Annotated in this window: 12 protein-coding genes; 9 read left to right on the top strand and 3 right to left on the bottom strand. The window is 46.4% G+C overall.

Annotated features, from left to right (window positions below; all coding sequences use genetic code 11):
* Positions 1 to 27: 27 nt before the first annotated feature.
* The 6 genes from MHB46_RS03385 (at position 28) to MHB46_RS03360 (ending at position 10,018) form a co-directional block, all read left to right on the top strand.
* Positions 28 to 597: a hypothetical protein gene (locus tag MHB46_RS03385; RefSeq protein ID WP_250268191.1), complete on the top strand. Its 570-nt coding sequence runs from the start codon at positions 28 to 30 to the stop codon at positions 595 to 597.
* Positions 598 to 665: 68 nt separating this feature from the next.
* Entirely contained in the window at positions 666 to 815 is a 150-nt protein-coding gene (gene rpmG / locus MHB46_RS03380) for a 50S ribosomal protein L33 (RefSeq protein ID WP_013310116.1), read from the top strand.
* Positions 816 to 1,018: 203 nt separating this feature from the next.
* Positions 1,019 to 1,306: a hypothetical protein gene (locus MHB46_RS03375; RefSeq protein ID WP_341161612.1), complete on the top strand. Its 288-nt coding sequence runs from the start codon at positions 1,019 to 1,021 to the stop codon at positions 1,304 to 1,306.
* 17 nt (positions 1,307 to 1,323) lie between these two features.
* Positions 1,324 to 1,569 carry a type B 50S ribosomal protein L31 gene (locus tag MHB46_RS03370; protein ID WP_013310118.1) on the top strand — a complete coding sequence of 82 codons (246 nt, stop codon included), beginning with the start codon at positions 1,324 to 1,326 and terminating at the stop codon, positions 1,567 to 1,569.
* A gap of 680 nt (positions 1,570 to 2,249) precedes the next feature.
* Entirely contained in the window at positions 2,250 to 5,420 is a 3,171-nt protein-coding gene (locus tag MHB46_RS03365) for an Ig-like domain-containing protein (RefSeq protein ID WP_341161611.1), read from the top strand.
* A 26-nt stretch (positions 5,421 to 5,446) separates the two neighbouring features.
* The gene (locus tag MHB46_RS03360) at positions 5,447 to 10,018 is read left to right on the top strand and encodes an S-layer homology domain-containing protein (RefSeq protein WP_341161610.1); all 4,572 of its coding nucleotides are present in this window, start codon (positions 5,447 to 5,449) and stop codon (positions 10,016 to 10,018) included.
* A 229-nt stretch (positions 10,019 to 10,247) separates the two neighbouring features.
* Here the strand turns inward: MHB46_RS03360 and MHB46_RS03355 are convergent, their stop codons facing one another.
* From MHB46_RS03355 to MHB46_RS03345, 3 genes are read right to left on the bottom strand one after another with little or no spacing between them, the layout of a single operon-like run.
* Positions 10,248 to 11,351: a CobW family GTP-binding protein gene (locus MHB46_RS03355; protein WP_165175434.1), complete on the bottom strand. Its 1,104-nt coding sequence runs from the start codon at positions 11,349 to 11,351 to the stop codon at positions 10,248 to 10,250.
* 18 nt (positions 11,352 to 11,369) lie between these two features.
* Positions 11,370 to 12,347, bottom strand: coding sequence for a TIGR03943 family putative permease subunit (locus tag MHB46_RS03350; RefSeq protein ID WP_165175433.1), 978 nt, complete (start codon positions 12,345 to 12,347; stop codon positions 11,370 to 11,372).
* 8 nt (positions 12,348 to 12,355) lie between these two features.
* Positions 12,356 to 13,357, bottom strand: coding sequence for a permease (locus tag MHB46_RS03345; protein WP_235308242.1), 1,002 nt, complete (start codon positions 13,355 to 13,357; stop codon positions 12,356 to 12,358).
* Between the two features lie 234 nt (positions 13,358 to 13,591).
* Between MHB46_RS03345 and MHB46_RS03340 the strand changes: the two genes are divergently transcribed.
* The 3 genes from MHB46_RS03340 to MHB46_RS03330 are packed head-to-tail and all read left to right on the top strand — an operon-like array spanning position 13,592 to position 16,490.
* Entirely contained in the window at positions 13,592 to 14,584 is a 993-nt protein-coding gene (locus MHB46_RS03340) for a CobW family GTP-binding protein (RefSeq protein WP_341161609.1), read from the top strand.
* On the top strand, positions 14,581 to 15,705 hold the full coding sequence (locus MHB46_RS03335; protein ID WP_341161608.1) for a FecCD family ABC transporter permease: 1,125 nt from the start codon (positions 14,581 to 14,583) through the stop codon (positions 15,703 to 15,705). Before MHB46_RS03340 ends, MHB46_RS03335 begins: the two co-directional genes overlap by 4 nt.
* The gene (locus tag MHB46_RS03330) at positions 15,702 to 16,490 is read left to right on the top strand and encodes an ABC transporter ATP-binding protein (RefSeq protein WP_165175427.1); all 789 of its coding nucleotides are present in this window, start codon (positions 15,702 to 15,704) and stop codon (positions 16,488 to 16,490) included. The genes MHB46_RS03335 and MHB46_RS03330 overlap by 4 nt, the downstream gene beginning before the upstream one ends.
* The last annotated feature ends 58 nt before the right edge of the window (positions 16,491 to 16,548 follow it).

Below are 16,548 nucleotides of genomic sequence, written 5' to 3'. Positions count from 1 at the left end.
CATCTATGGAAGGACGGAGTGTCCGGCATGACAAGAAACCTTCAATATGTACCCTATGGTTATGAGCCTCCGATCGAGACGCATAAAGGGACCATGGTCTACTATGATACGTTCGAGCAGATTACAGCCAGAGAGCTGGAGCTTTTTGCCGAAACAGGGGCTGCATTATCTTTTACAAAGCTGGTGTTGTATCCGCTACATGAAGAAACCGTCAGAAGAATGTGGAAGCAGCCGGTACGTTCGTATTACAAGCGGGTGGACGAGCTGGGAGAGTGGCAGCGGGAGCAAGCTTTGAGTGCTGTTGTGATTGAGAACTGGGAAGGTAAGCGTAAAAAGTATACACCGATTGAAGCAGCCATCCGTTTTTTGGCGGAAAAGTATACGACCCCACTTTTTTTGTACATGAGTCCTGAAACTGCAAATTTGTGCGCTTCCTATGCATCGTTTGGAGAATGGATTAGAAATGTCAGATTGGTGCTTTCGAGCGCACCCCAGGAACTTCATCCGAAGCTTGCACAGTACCGTAATCGCTGGAACACGGTCGAAGAAGCGACAAACCGTGACTCTAAGGTTGACAAAGCGGAGCATGAATTATAGAATAGAACTAATCGTAAAAATTACTATTGTAATTGTATACCATGTATTCCAATTAAGGAGGAAGAGAAATGCGCGTAATTGTTACCTTGGCATGCACCGAATCCGGTGACCGCAACTATACAACAACCAAGAACAAAAGAAATCATCCGGACCGTCTTGAAATGAAAAAATACTCTCCGCGTCTGAAAAAGTACACGATCCATCGTGAAACTAGATAATTTTAGGTCTGCTGTATAGCAACCTGAATGATTCTGCTTCCTGAGCGAAGCCTGTTAAGTTTGCAAAAGCCTGCGTTATGGAACCGGCGAAAACTTGAATTAGTCCAGTGGACAGAGCGTCTAAAGTTAAAGCTTGCATCTAAGAGAACGGCTTTTTTCATGGCTGTATGATAGATGCTGAGCTATATGGCACGCTTTGCCTTTTGAATCGAAAGCACGTGGCTACCGACTTCTCCTGTGCTGGTGTCAGCATTTGGGACGAGCCGGAGGACCATTCACTATATGCTTATATAACGATGAAGGCTGACGAAAGATCCGGAGCGTTCGTGCAATGGGCGATGCGATATATGCTGCATCGTTTGCTTGTCGTTTACGAGCTTGAGCGTAACCGTTATGATCTGTCGTCTTTTTTTCTGGGACATAACCGTTCCTTTTGCCAACTGATGGAGTATTGCGCCAGTACGTTTGAGTTTGAAATTAAAACTACATGAAAGATTAGGTGAAACTAATGAAAAAAGATATTCATCCAACATTGAACAAAGTTATCTTTTTGGACCCTAGCTGTGGATTTACTTTCCTGAGTGCTTCCACTAAATATTCGCAAGAAACGATGGAATGGGAAGATGGCAACACATACCCAGTTATCCGTGTAGATACTAGCTCCGCTTCCCACCCGTTCTTCACTGGTAAACAAAGAAACGTGGATATCGGTGGCCGTGTGGATCGCTTTAACAAAAAATATAACCTTAAGTAAGAATCGTCGAGAGCTAGGTTTACGGATTATGCCAATAATTCGTAAACCTAGCTTTTTTATTTTTTACGGATAGTTACATCCGAAACAACGCGAATAACAAATGTATTTTCAAGTCTCGAATTTAACATTCTTCTGGAACAAGTCCGTGAAGCTGCTGCTTTTTAATGCTAAATGAAGCTGAACAATAGTCGACGAGGGCTATGATGAAAAAAAGATACGAATATAACGTTTTAAGATATTCAGCAGCGGCATTGCTAATCTTGGCAACTAATCATTTTAAAACGTAATTCTATACTTCGCATAGGCTGTCTTAATTTAAAAATAATCGCAGGTATCTAGCCTGCGATTATTTTTTTTAGCACAAGAGTCGCGATTAAGGGAGGGTTCCGATAAATCATTTACGGAAATAAGTTATTTGAAGGATATAGTTAGAGACTTGATACAACTAGGCATCATTATAGATAAGCTTTTGTTCAGAATTGGTTCAGTGGTTTCATGTATATTAGTTGAAAACGACATAAATCACTTATTTTCGACAAATATATGAATAAAAGATTAATATAAACACATTTTTATCGGTAAATACAGTGAATAAGCTTTATTATCTTTGAATTATGTAGAAACATTTCGAAGATCGAATAGGGTCGTTTTACTCAAAAGTAAATTAGGAGGTAGAACCATTGAAAGTTTATTCACTTAAGTGGGCAGCCGCTCTTGTTGCTCTTCAGGCGGCGTTTGGTACTTCTGCTTACGCTGCAACGCCTACCAATAATTTGTTTTCAGATACATCCTATGTGACGAGTGATAAAATGGTGGCCATCCAAGAAGCTGTACGCCAAGGGCTTTTATCGGGAGATCCTCATGGAACTTTTCGCCCTGCAGCAACATTAACTCGTCAGGAACTCGCAGTATTATTGGTCAGAGCTTTAAAATTGGACCCTATTTCGAGTTCTTCTACTTTTAAAGATGTGCAAAGTAAACAATTTGCTGCCCCATATATAGAAGCCGCACAAAAAGCCGGGTTTCTATCCGGGGATGGATTAGGAAACTTCCGTCCGAACGATCCTGTTACACGTGAAGAGCTGGCAGCTGTGTTTGTCCGTGCAGTCGGAGGGGTTAATGCAGAGGGCGGATCAAGCATTTTACCCAAAGATCAGTCCTTGGTAAGCCAATGGGCGGCTGGATCGGTAGATACAGCACTTCGTCTAGGTTTAATTGACATTCATGACAGCAAGCTCAATCCCACGGGTGAAGTAAAAAGGGAGGATATTGCTCCTTTCCTGCTGGATATTTTCAAAACTCAAGAGCAAACAGCTACGATCAATAGCATTGATGGAGACATTGTAACAATCGATAATGTTCCTTATTTAATAGAGGGAAATTTGAAAGAGTTAATCGGAAACTCCAATAAAGATGCGTTAAAAGGAGCTAAATTAAAGTTTAATTCGCGCAATCGTAATGTGGACGGGCTGCAACAATTAGAAATCGTACAAAAAGATGTTGTGTTAAACACCAATGGTCTACCGGAAAGCAGCCTGCTTCGAATTTCAGGTGATGGTGTTCAGATTAAAGGGGATATCAAAGGAGTAATCGAGCTTAATGACGGTGTTTCTAATATCCAGCTGAATGGAAACGTAAACCATCTTAATGTGAATTCCGGCAATGGTATTTCTATTAAAGGAACCGGAACAATCGGGGAGCTTCAAGTTGCCAACGCAAACGCTAAAGTGACATTGAACCCGAATTTTAAAGTTGAAATGATTCAGCTGCCTAAAGATGCATCCGTTTCACAAGTTATCCAAAATTACAACGAAGTACAAAAGCAGATTGGACAAATTCAGTCCGCTGACGGAACGGTTCAAGAACCGACTACAGTTACGTCGAGCAGCGTGACATTTTCCTCCGGAGGTGGAACTTCAACAAAATCAGTGACTAACCATGCGCCAGGCGTTACTACCGGGTTTACTGATATTACGTTAAATGCAGCAGATGAGCCTAAAGAGATTAATTTGGCAAATAGTTTTGCTGATGCTGATGGAGACACACTGACCTACACAGCGAAATCTTCAGCAACGAACGTAGCGACAGTATCGGTGAATGGAAGTCAGCTGACTCTCACGCCGGTGAACGCCGGAACAGCCACGATCACGGTTACGGCGAACGACGACAAAGGCGGGACCATAAACAGCCAGTTCAACGTGACGATCACGCCGGTGATCCCGGAAGCCGTGAACCATGCGCCGACGGTGGAAACGTCGATCAGCAATGTGACGACAGGAGCCGCGGATGGAGTTAAGACGGTGAGCCTTGCGAGTGTGTTTGCAGATGAAGACAGCGACGCGCTGACATACACGGCAACCTCGACAGATACGGGCGTGGCAACAGCAGCGGTAAACGGAAGCGATCTGAAAATTACGCCAGTGAACGCGGGTACGGTCACGATTACGGTAACGGCAGATGACGGCAAGGGCGGCACGGTGGATACGCAGTTCAACGTGACGATTACGCCTGTGATCCCGGAAGCCGTGAACCATGCGCCGACGGTGGAAACGTCGATCAGCAATGTGACGACAGGAGCCGCGGATGGAGTTAAGACGGTGAGCCTTGCGAGTGTGTTTGCAGATGAAGACAGCGACGCGCTGATGTACACGGCAACCTCGACAGATACGGGCGTGGCAACAGCAGCGGTAAACGGAAGCGATCTGAAAATTACGCCAGTTAACGCAGGTACAGTCACGATTACGGTTACAGCAGATGACGGCAAGGGCGGCACGGTGGATACGCAGTTCAACGTGACGATTACGCCTGTGATCCCGGAAGCCGTGAACCATGCGCCGACGGTGGAAACGTCGATCAGCAATGTGACGACAGGAGCCGCGGATGGAGTTAAGACGGTGAGCCTTGCGAGTGTGTTTGCAGATGAAGACAGCGACGCGCTGACATACACGGCAACCTCGACAGATACGGGCGTGGCAACAGCAGCGGTAAACGGAAGCGATCTGAAAATTACGCCAGTGAACGCAGGTACAGTCACGATTACGGTTACAGCAGATGACGGAAACGGGGGTACAGTGGATACGAATTTCACTCTAACGGTGACTCCTCCACCTGCTGCTAATCACGCTCCTGTTGTTCAAAGCACGATTAATGATGTTTCTACAGAAGCAGGTGCTGTGGACACAACTATTGGACTTGCTTCAACTTTTGCAGATGAAGATTTGGACTTACTGACGTATTTCGCTGATTCATCGGACCCTAGCGTAGCAACGGTTTCCGTTACAGGCGACCAACTGAGTATTACTCCGCTTGCAGTGGGAAGTGCTACAGTCACAGTTACCGCAGATGATGGGAAGGGGGGAACCGTTCAAACGATCTTCCAAGTCACTGCTGGAGAAAAGAAGGGACTTTTCTTCTCTGAGTTGGCATGGGGGGAGAGCGACTCTATGATGCAGATTATTGAGCTTTATAATGCGGGTTCTGAGGAATTGGATGCTTCAAAAATTAGAATTGAACGCAGTGATAGTGGAAATTCGATCGAAATAAGTCAAGACGCTGGTGCTTTTATTCCAGGTGGAGCTACTTTCGTGATAGGAGATACCATGTATTTTGGTGATGCGCATGTAGATTACTTCACAGACATGGGATTTTATAACGATGATTCAGCACCTGTTACTTTATCGCTTTATTACGATAATCAGTTGATTGATACGGCAGTGTTTCAGCCTCATACCACTTTAGCTAGACAATCCGATGTTACCCATGGAAATGCAGACTACGAGGCAAGTGAATGGTTTGATGAAGGAACCGATTATACGGATAATATCGGCATCTTTAGTAGTGAGGCACCATAATGAATAAAAAGAATAGAGGGAACATCATGAGTTCTAAACCTAATAAATGGCTGATTACATTAGCTTTGGCTGCACTTGTTGCTCCAACGGCTTTGCAGACGATTGCATCTGCTGCCAGCGGTGCATCAAACGGAGCAGCTCTGGCCAGTCTGCCTTTTAAAGACATCAATAATATTGCTTCAGAGCAAAAGACAAACATCCTGCGAGCCATTGAAGCTGGACTTCTGCATGGTGACCCATCTGGATCCTATCGGCCAACGGATTTGTTGACCCGTCAAGAAATGGCGGTTCTATTAACTCAAGCTCTGCAACTCTCTATTTCTAAAGCAGTAAGCAGCAGTTTCTCGGATGTAGACCCGAAAAGTTGGTCGAGTCCCTATATTGAGGCTGTACATCGTGCAGGACTCATGAATGGAGACGACGGCTCCAAATTCAGGCCCAAAGCGGCAGTAACCAGAGAGGAGGCTGCGGTTCTGCTTATGCGGGCCGCCGGGCTTCCTATTACAGCTGACGCCACGGAGTCTGCTAAACTTACTGATTGGAATCGGGTCAGTCCGTGGGCACGGCCTTACGTTAATACGGCTTTACAGTCGGGCTCCATGAAGACGGATCAGTCCGGTTTCAAACCTAAATCGTCCGTTCAGCGCCAAGATATAGCCCAGTATATGATGTCTACCTTTTTCCCTAAGGACCATGTAGTCCAACTCCAAAAAGTAGTGGATGGAAAGGCCTGGATTAACGGGATTGAATATAAACTCTCGGATTCAGTTAAAGGAATCCTGCAAACCTCTAACCAAGAGATTCTCAAAGGAGCAGATATTCAATTTGTAGCATCACAGCGGACCATTGAATCGATCACCAAACTGGTCATCCATGCGAGCGGGCAAGCTACGATAGGGCAAGCTTCCGAATTCAGCGGCAATCTTGTATTAGATGGTCATAACTCCTCGATTGACGGAGATTTAACTATTGACGGTGATTACATTTCGGTTATGAATTTGAATGTCAAAAATAGTTTTACAGTTACGTCAAGCCTTGAACATGATTTCTATGCCTCTAAATTTACGGTACAAGGAAAAACATATATTCAGGGCGGTGACCAGAACACCGTATTGTTTAACACATCTGAGCTGCAGGATGTCGAGGTATCCAAACAGGATGTCCACGTAGTCATTCAAGGAAATTCGACGGTGGATCAAATGTCGTTGATTTCCAATGCAACGATTGAAAATGATTCATCCTCAACGATACAGCAGTTGAATGTTCTTACCGGTGCCAAGCAAGTAGAGTTGCAGGGGATTATTAAGCAATTGTCGGTCAACAGTGATCAGCCCGTAGCTCTGACAGGCCAGGCCTCTATTAATACATTGGCTGTGAACAGTTCCTCTCCGGTCAGTCTGGAGGTAGCTGGAACTATTTCAAATTTACAAGTAAATAACTCTGCAGCAAATATTAGTGTAAGCTCCTCCAGCCAAGTCACGAATACTTCATTTGCAGTAGGTGTGTCTTCTTCGACGGTATCAGGAGTCACTGGAGTCACTACAACTTCTTCTGGTAGCTCGCGTTCTACGGTTGTGACCAATACAGCACCGAAGTTAGTGACCAAATATGACGATCAAGCCGTAACGGTGGGCGATTCTGAACTTCAGATTGACTTACTTGGTCATTTTATGGACGAGGAGCAGTCCGAGCTCAAATATACGGCAGTGTCGTCTAGTACAAAAATCAGTACAGTCCGAGTAGAGGGAACAAACCTGTTTATCAAGGCTGTTGGCAAAGGGACTGCGACCATTACGATCGCCGCAGATGACCAGGCCGGGAAAAAAGCGGGAACGAATTTCAAGGTCCGTGTCAATGAATCTCCTGTTTCATTGAGTATCCCCGATCAAAACGAACAGTTGGGGAGCGACGACGTAACCTTATCTTTAGGATCGTTTTTTACGGATTCTGAAAATGATCCTATGACTTATGAGGTTGCGATCGATGATCCTTCCATTGCCACCTTTACCCTGACGGGTGATCAATTGGTATTAACTCCGGCAGCTGTAGGGCATGCCCAAATTACCGTCAAAGCATCCGATGGTCGGGGAGGCAGCGCAAGCCAGTCGTTTCAATTGGTTGTAACTGCAGTACCTAATCAAAATCCGGTTGTAAATCAGAAGCCGGGCAACCAAACGCTCACTGTGGGCGATGCGGACTACATCCTGGATTTATCTCCGGTGTTCCTTGATTCGGACAGCAATCCGCTAACCATCTCGGCAGAATCCTCGGATCTATCCATTGCGACAGTCTCCGTTAACGGAAACCAGGCCACAGTTCATGCGGTTTCCTCAGGAACAGCAAACATCCAGCTAAAAGCGGCAAATGGCCTTGGAGGCGAGGTTAAGACCGATTTTGATATTACCGTTAATGAACCTCCGGTATCCTTGCGAATTCCGGATCAGACGAAACAAATCAATTCAGACGACATTCAATTATCTTTAAACGACTTCTTTACCGACCATGAGAAGGATTCGTTGTCATACAGCATTGATATTTCCGATTCTTCGTTTGCGACTGCAGTGCTAAATGGGGACACGCTTACCATTACACCGTTAAAAATTGGCAGCACATCAGTTTCTGTTAAGGCATCTGATGGCCATGGAGGTAGCACAAGCCAGTCGTTTCAAATGGAAGTAACTGCTGTATCTAACCAAAATCCGGTTATAGACCAGAAGCCGGGTAATCAGACACTGAATCTAGGCGATGCGGATTATATCCTGGATTTATCTTCGGTATTCCACGATCCCGATGGCGACCCTGTGGACGTTCTGGCAGAATCTTCGGATTCGTCAGTTGCTGTTGTATCCGTTAACGGATACATAGCCACGGTCCATGCAGTTTCCTCAGGAATGGCAACGATTCAGCTTAAAGCAAAAGATGGCCGTGGGGGCGAGGTCACTACTGATTTTGATGTTACCGTCAATGAATCCCCGATTTCCACAGGGATTCCGGATCAGATGAAAGAAATAAATACAGGCGATATTCAATTGTCCTTAAATGATTTCTTTTCCAGTCCTGATAGCGATGTTTTAACTTACGATGTTCATAGCGTTTCTGACCCGACTGTTGTGACGGCTGCCGTTTATGGGGATATGCTTACTCTTACACCGTTAACGATCGGTAGCACATCGGTATCGATCAAAGCAACAGATAGCCGGGGAGGGGAAGTGATCGAAACTTTCAAAACCACCGTCACGGCTGGAACTCCACAGAATCAGTATCCAGTAGAAACTAAACCTGCCGACCAGTCGCTTACTGTAGGTGGTGCGGTCTACTCACTCGATTTAGGTTCCGTTTTTACTGATCCTGATGGGGATACGTTGACCTTTAAGGCAACCTCTTCTGATCCGTCCGTTGCTTCGGCGGAAATCACTGGAGCTCAATTGGAAGTACAGGCACTAAGTGCAGGGACGACAATCATAGAAATCAAGGCTATGGATGGCCGTGGAGGGGAAACTTCAAGCACCTTCCAAGTCAGTGTCCAATCATCCGGTTCATCTAACCCAACTTCTAATCAGCCGCCTCAAGTAGATGCGACCATTTATGAACAAGTGTTGACTGCAGGAGTTACGAATGCAAGAAGCTACGACCTATCTCAATTGTTCAGTGATGCTGACGGGGATGCCTTGACGTTTACTTCTACTGTTGAATCAACCGGTATGGTAAATGCAGAGGTTAACGGATCAACGTTGACTCTTACTCCGGGTAATCAGGCAGGAAGTACCAAGGTAACGATTACTGCGAATGACGGGCATGGCGGAACAGCCACCTATAATTTTCAGGTAACGAATGCTCCTCTTGCGACGAATGGAATTGTTCAAATCCGAACCAAGCAAGGGGTTAAAGATCCGATTACTTATGACATGTCAACAGTGTTCCCGGGTGAAACTTCATTTAAAATCTATTCGGGTACGGCAGATTCCACCTTTACTGGGCCAATCCCTCTTAATGGGACGGTTTGGACATGGAACGGGGATATTTTTCAATACTTCTGGGTAATCGGGGCGAACGGATCTGCCGCTATATTCCAAGTGACCTCAAATCCTCAAGGACCGGAGGATCTATATTTTTCCCAGTATCTATCTGTGGATAAAACCCGTACTGCTATTGAGCTGTTTTACAATCCGGTAGGAGATACTTCTAAACCTATAGAAAATGCAGGATACTCACTTGAGATTCATCAATACAATTTAGCTACAAATACTCCCAAGGTGTGGAGCCAGCCTATTAATTCGTTTTGGAAAGGCATGCCTTATATATATATCGATTCCATCTTTTATGACTTTTTCGACATTGTTCCTGCGACATACTATAATGATGAATTGATGTTACTAGAAACGAATACAAATGTAACGACAGGTTATGTCCTGAAAAAGAACGGCGTAACGATCGACGTCTTAGGTGATCCTAACGGAAAAACGCAATTTATGCCGAATAATGGGACTATTATCCGAAAATCGGGGATTAAGTCCGGTTCCTCCTCTTATAATCTTCCAGGAGAGTGGAACTCTTATCCAACCGGAACGCTTCAATACTTTAGTCATCATACTCCATAACATTTTGTTGAATTAACGGGAAGCCCTCCAGCGCCGATGGTACTTGGGCCGAAGGGTCCCGGGAGAGTAGGATGTCGCCAAGCAATTAATGTATAACTCTGCATAGTCGTACTCAAGCTGTCGAGACATTCTCGACAGCTTTTTTTATTCCCAATCTTTCAACATGGCATCCTATAAGGTACATACCATACCAAAAGGAATTTTCATCATTACGAGCCGAATATGTCGATTACAGCGACACGAAGCACTGTTCCCATTGGTCGGTAATGGAGGCTTTGTCAAGCTGTTCTCCAATGAGTGTAACATATCCCTGGCTCACAGGAAGTGCAGTAGGCTGCCACTCCAAGTGATTTCCTGAAAATTGCAAAAGCATTGTACCTTCCTGAGGAAGCACGCAATAACCTTTCGCACGAAGCAACGAGGAACCTAACCCGGTCAAAAAGTTTTCCAATCGTTGTTTTTCGAGTGGCTGAGGAGAATATTGATGCAGAGTTAAGCTCTCCAGACGGGAGAACGAATGAGGCTGCTTAGGATCGTGGTTATGACTGTGTGCCGCAATAACTTTGAAAGCCGTACTTCTGGAGACACTACTGGTGCTTCCGATACTTTTGACGGGAATGGAAACGGACGGTACACCTGCATCGGTGGACTGGAGTTGTGCAGGTGCTGGTTGAAGTGTCTGTACAGGTTTTGCGGCAACGGATGCGGAGGCCAGAACAGGCTCTAGTAGTGGTTCAAGGTCAATCCGGCTATATTCAGTAGTTTGCAGCTTGGCCGTATCGTTGAGCTTGCGGATGCTCTTGACGACCTTTGTCACTTCACGGCTACTTGCTGCATCCGTCTTGTTCACCACAATAAAGTCTGCGGTGCGCAGTTGTCCGTGCAGGGTGCGAACCAGTTCTTTATCAGCCGTAAAGCGGCTATTGTATTCATGGAACAGCTCAGCATCCACAACACTGATGCTGTGAACCAGATAAAGCCGATCTGCCAGTAGAGGGGAGCGAAGCTCCTCCAGTACTTGTTCGGGGTTGGCTACCCCGGTGGTTTCCATGAAGATCAGGTCAGGCTTCTGACTGAGCAGGGTATGCAGAGCCCCTGCTAGCTCATTTCTTTTGCTGCAACAAATGCAGCCTTCTAGCAATCCTTCTACTGTTACGTCAGGCATTTCCTCTGAAATTATAGCGCTGTCTACATCATATTCACCCATTTCGTTCATTAAAACAGCAGCACGAAGGGGAATTTGGCGAGTATGGGCTAATAGGCGCAAAAGTAGTGTTGTTTTGCCGCTTCCAAGAAAACCACTGATTAAAATAACAGGAACTTTGTTCATCATTTTTCCTCCTTGATGGGTTTAGTGTGCTGTGTTCAAGCGATCAAAGGTAGCTACCGAGTCTGCTTGGGTATAGACATAAGGGGATTCTGGCTGCTCGACAGCGGTTATTTTTTCGGATCGAATTTCAAGTACTGGAACGTTGCCCTTTTGTGTGGCATGCAGTGTTCCTTCAATGGTCACCCAGGTATCCTTGTCAAAGGACGGGGCCTTCTGGGATTGGACGATGATCCCGAATGGCATGGCATCGGCAGTACAGCACATGACGAGGAATCTTCCTACTGCAAATAGGCCTTTACCCGGCAGGTTGTCGTCTTTATAGACAAAGCCAGTCACCTGTACTTTTTTTCCTTCAAAAGCTTGTTTATATAACTCAATGGCTCCAATAGTTTCGGAAAAAATCTCAGGCTTGATCTGTATGACAGGTTGCTGATACAGGCGTTTCGCCAGCTCGGCGAATTCTACATTGTACTTGTCAGGCGGAACGAACAGCTTATCCAGCGTTTCCTGACTCCATTTTCCCTCTGGAGGGGACGAAGTTGGGACGGAAGATGCAGTTGATAAAAGGGAGGCGGTGGATGCTTTCGTGGTCTGTGTATCTGTTTTTCGTCGGATATCCGGGTTGGGATACGTGAAGGACATGCCTTTTTTGGCGGCCATATCACTACCTAGTGCCTGATTGGGCAGTAGAGAACCGAACAGGAGCGGGATGAGCAGCATTCCATATACGAGTGTTTTTTTGAACCAGCTTTGCGGCAACGGATGCTCACAATCACATACATCCTCACCGTCCCGCTCCCCGACAATTCCGTGCCATGCCATTGCCAATGCGATGAACAAGAGTGGTACAGGACAGAGTAGGAGCAGATTTTGCATATGGGGAGCCAAGTAGTAATGAAGTGCATTCGTACGGTTTAATGAGATAATGTACATAGCTAATCCAATCAGGAGCAAGGAGCGCATGCCATATTGCCAGCGGATGCTAAAGGTTGAATTCACGTTTGTATTCACCTCCCCAATAACCATTCAGCAGCTATAGAACCCACTAGGACGAGTGAAACAATAAGCAAGCCCAGGATGGCGACAAATTTGGTGCGGAAGGTGCTTAGCAGCATGAGCGTGCCTTTGAAGTCTAGCATCGGACCGAGTACAAGAAAGGCTGCCAGCGGACCTAGTGTAAAGGTGTGTGAAAAAGCAGTGGCTACAAAGGCATCGGAGGTGGAACATAGCGACAGTATGTAGGCAAAACCCATCATAAAGGCGTACGATCCGACCGTTCCGTTGCTTAACGAAAGCATCTCATCACGTGGGATGAAGGTTTGGATGCAGGCTGTTAATAATGCGCCGATAGTGAGATATTTACTCATGTCCAAAAACTCGTCACCAGCATGTACAAAAAAGCCCCGCCATGTGCGACTATGCCGATGAGTCTGATTGTTCTGCTTTTGCTGGTTAAAAGAGAGCAACGACCGTTTGAGCGGATGCACTCGCACAAAGGCATACACGATCAGCCCGATGATCGCGGAGACGGCAAAAGCCAAACCCATTCGAACGGCAGTGACCTCGGGATGGGAAGGGAAAGCCATCATCGTCGCAGCCAGTACCACGGGATTGATAATGGGCCCGCTTAAAATAAAAGTGATACCCATATAGGCAGGCATTCCCTTGAGCATTAATTGGCGAACGACAGGGATCATGCCGCATTCACAGATGGGAAACAGCATACCTAGTAAGGAGGCCAGCAGGACACCCGGTACAGGATGCGCAGGCGCTATTTTGCGAATCCATGTCTCCGGTACAAGCCACTGCAAAAGGGATGAGACGAGTACACCGATAAGGAGAAACGGAACAGCTTCCAGAAAAATACCCATAAATACCGTTTTTAACGGTTGCAGCTGGCCCATATCTAACAAACGAAGCCACTGGGGAGATAGCGTGACAAGCACAGGGATGAGAAAGGCAAACGGAATCATAAAAGGCAGCATCTTCAACAGCGTACTGTTTTTCATTCCACGTCTCCTTGGGAATAAGGGTTCTTATCTACATCCTATGTCTGTAGAGGGACAATCATGCCCGCTGGATTGTGCTTGTCTCACCTCCTATATTGACAATTCAAAGAGTGGTCATATATATTTATGTTTGTTGTTAGTAATTATTACGATTAAAATCCGATAAATGATTGCAAGAAGGAAACTTTTACGGTACGATCCATATTAAATGTTGTAAAGACAAGGAGGGGTTATATGATACCGATAGTTGTTTTATCCGGTTTTTTGGGTAGCGGTAAAACCACTCTTCTTCAGCAGGCGCTGGCTTACTACAAGGAGAAGGGCCTCAAGCCAGCCATTTTGATGAATGAGTTGGGTGATGTTAATCTGGACGGCAGTTTGGTGAATGGCCAAGCACCCATGAAGGAAATGCTCAGTGGTTGTATATGCTGTACTATTCGCGGGGATTTGGGCGTCGAGCTCATGAATCTTGCTGAAGAATATAAGCCGGACGTGATTATTGTAGAATGCACTGGAGTAGCTAACCCGATGGAAATTGTAGATGCAGTGACAGACGCCTCCATCTATTCTTCTATGATATTACAATCCGTTATCACGGTCATAGATGCGCGTCAATTTCTGGATTTTGCCTCGGGGAACGAGAGAGGCAAGTCGCTTCGTTTGATGCAGGATCAGCTTCGGTGCGCTTCCAAACTGATTATTAACAAGACCGATTTATTGGCTGCGGGCGAGTTGCAGAAAGTACAGGCCCTCGTAAAAGAGTTAAATCCATATGCTCTGACTGTGAGTACGCAACGAAGTGACGTGGACGCGGGTATTTTTTTCTCCACTCAAGGAGAGGAGCGTATGGACGTTGACCATCAGTCTCATGATCACCATGACCAAGCCCATGACCACGAACATGGGGAGCATTATCATTCCTACGACCACGTAGTGGTTCACACGCATTTCTTTGGACAACCTGTGCGACGCTCCGAGTTTGAACGGTTGTTCCGCAGTTTGCCAGCTGAAATATACCGGGCCAAAGGAATTGTGCGGTTTCTGGAATCAGAGGGCCAGATGATGTTTCAGTTCGCCTATCGGGAGCTGGAAATCATTCCGATCCGCCCGCAAAAGCCAGTGAACGATGTAGCGGTTGTCATGGGTGAGAATTTCTCTGCTTCCGAGATCGAGGAACAATTGAGAAAGTTGGAAGCGGCCGAAAAGCCATTGAGTAGTAGTTCATGACTTCGAGAACGAGTAACCTTAATCCATCAAGACCTAATCCATCACAACATAATTCTCGCGCACACCTAGCTGGCAAGTCTACTTGGGGATTTACAACAATTCTGCTGCTGACTGCTGGGCTGTTGCTTTCGGTGACACTCGCAGTCCTGCTCGGTCCTGTAGCTGTCGCACCGGGGACGATATGGCGAATTGCACTGTCTCATCTTCCCTGGCTGGACCAGTGGATACCCGTGACATGGACCAAGCCTGAGCAATATATCGTTTGGGAAATCCGCTTTCCACGCGTGCTGCTAGGTGTTGTCGTAGGAGCAGGACTTGCTGTTACAGGGACGACTATACAGGCATTAATTCGTAATTCGTTAGCGGACCCCTATATTTTAGGAGTCTCGTCTGGGGCTTCGGTGACAGCCACGTTGGTAATTGTGTTCGGAGCTTTCGGATTTTTAGGACGACTTGCGCTGCCTTTATCTGCTTTTATAGGCTCGTTAGCTGCAATGCTTATGGTGTTCGCGTTGGCTCGTGTGGCTGGGAGCATATCGACGACCCGCTTATTGCTGGCAGGAGTGGCGGTGTCCATGATGCTGTCGGCTGTGACTAGCTTTATCGTTACGATGGCCCCGAATGAAAAAGGCATTCGTGACGCGATGTATTGGATGATGGGAAGTCTGGCAGGTGCTCAATGGGACACGCTTTTCATTCCAAGCCTCATTGTAGCCGTTGGAACGGTAGTCCTCCTGACCCGATACCGTTCGCTGAATGCTTTGCTAACGGGTGAAGAAACCGCAGTAACGCTAGGTGTGAACGTACAGACGTTCCGCGTATTACTGGTTGTTGTGGCGTCTCTTTTAACCGGGGCAGTCGTATCAGTTAGTGGCTCGATTGGCTTTGTGGGGCTTATGATTCCGCACATCGTTAGGCTGATAGTGGGATCAGATCATCGGCGTGTACTGCCCGTCAGTCTGTTGGCGGGAGCTATTTTTGTCGTGTGGGCTGATGTATGTGCCCGGCTCGTGCTGGCTCCACAGGAGCTGCCGATTGGTATTGTGACGGCTGTGTGCGGAGGACCCTTTTTTGTGTGGCTGCTGCGTCGTAGTTCCTACTCGTTTGGAGGCGAAAAATGAATATAGAAGTCGAAAGCGTGACCTTCAGTATTCACGATAAACGGCTGATCGACGGCATCTGTCTCCAGGTAAAAGCAGGGGAGCTGGTCGGATTGATTGGTCCGAATGGCAGCGGGAAATCGACGTTGCTCAAAAATATGTATCGTGTGCTAAAGCCTGACAGTGGTTTGGTTACGTTGGATGGTCAAGATATGCTGCAGATGAAGTATAAAGAGACGGCCCGACAAATGGCAGTGGTGAGTCAGGATGCGCCGCAAACGTTTGATTTTTCAGTACGTGACATTGTCCTGATGGGTCGCCATCCGCATAAGAAACTGCTGGAAGCAGATACTGTCGCCGATCATGAATTGGTCGAGCAGGCGCTGGAGCGGGTAGGCATGAATGCTCAGGCGGATCAGGGCTTTGCCACCTTGTCTGGCGGCGAAAAGCAACGGGTATTGATCGCCAGAGCTTTGGCCGGGCAGGCGAAATTTCTTGTTTTGGATGAGCCAACAAATCATCTGGACATCCGGTATCAGCTGCAAATTCTGGATTTGGTCAAAACACTTCGGATAACTACGCTAGCTGCACTACATGATTTGAATTTGGCTGCATTTTATTGTGATCGAATGTATGTATTAAATGAAGGCAAAGTGGTCGCTTCCGGCATAACAGAGGATGTGCTTCAGCCAGACCTGCTGTGGAGTGTATTCGGGGTGGAGACAGAAATCTGTATTCATCCAAAAACCGGGAAGCCGAATATTACCTTTTTACCGGATTCTCTTAGGAGAGGAGGCTATCCATGATGCTAACAGAAAAGGTGATATGATGAGGTAAGATAAACTACAAATAAAAGAGGAGACG

The sequence above is a fragment of the Paenibacillus sp. FSL H7-0703 genome (genome assembly GCF_038003485.1).
GTDB classification, from domain to species: Bacteria; Bacillota; Bacilli; order Paenibacillales; family Paenibacillaceae; genus Paenibacillus; species Paenibacillus polymyxa_B.
Note: the sequence above shows the minus strand (reverse complement) of the source record. Positions and strands in the feature narration are given on the sequence as shown.

Bases quoted from the DNA above. Each gene is read 5' to 3' on its own strand.
- MHB46_RS03385 (WP_250268191.1), top strand. From the start codon at position 28: ATGACAAGAAACCTTCAATATGTACCCTATGGTTATGAGCCTCCGATC.
- rpmG (WP_013310116.1), top strand. From the start codon at position 666: ATGCGCGTAATTGTTACCTTGGCATGCACCGAATCCGGTGACCGCAAC.
- MHB46_RS03370 (WP_013310118.1), top strand. From the start codon at position 1,324: ATGAAAAAAGATATTCATCCAACATTGAACAAAGTTATCTTTTTGGAC.
- MHB46_RS03360 (WP_341161610.1), top strand. From the start codon at position 5,447: ATGAGTTCTAAACCTAATAAATGGCTGATTACATTAGCTTTGGCTGCA.
- MHB46_RS03355 (WP_165175434.1), bottom strand. From the start codon at position 11,351: ATGATGAACAAAGTTCCTGTTATTTTAATCAGTGGTTTTCTTGGAAGC.
- MHB46_RS03345 (WP_235308242.1), bottom strand. From the start codon at position 13,357: ATGAAAAACAGTACGCTGTTGAAGATGCTGCCTTTTATGATTCCGTTT.
- MHB46_RS03340 (WP_341161609.1), top strand. From the start codon at position 13,592: ATGATACCGATAGTTGTTTTATCCGGTTTTTTGGGTAGCGGTAAAACC.
- MHB46_RS03335 (WP_341161608.1), top strand. From the start codon at position 14,581: ATGACTTCGAGAACGAGTAACCTTAATCCATCAAGACCTAATCCATCA.
- MHB46_RS03330 (WP_165175427.1), top strand. From the start codon at position 15,702: ATGAATATAGAAGTCGAAAGCGTGACCTTCAGTATTCACGATAAACGG.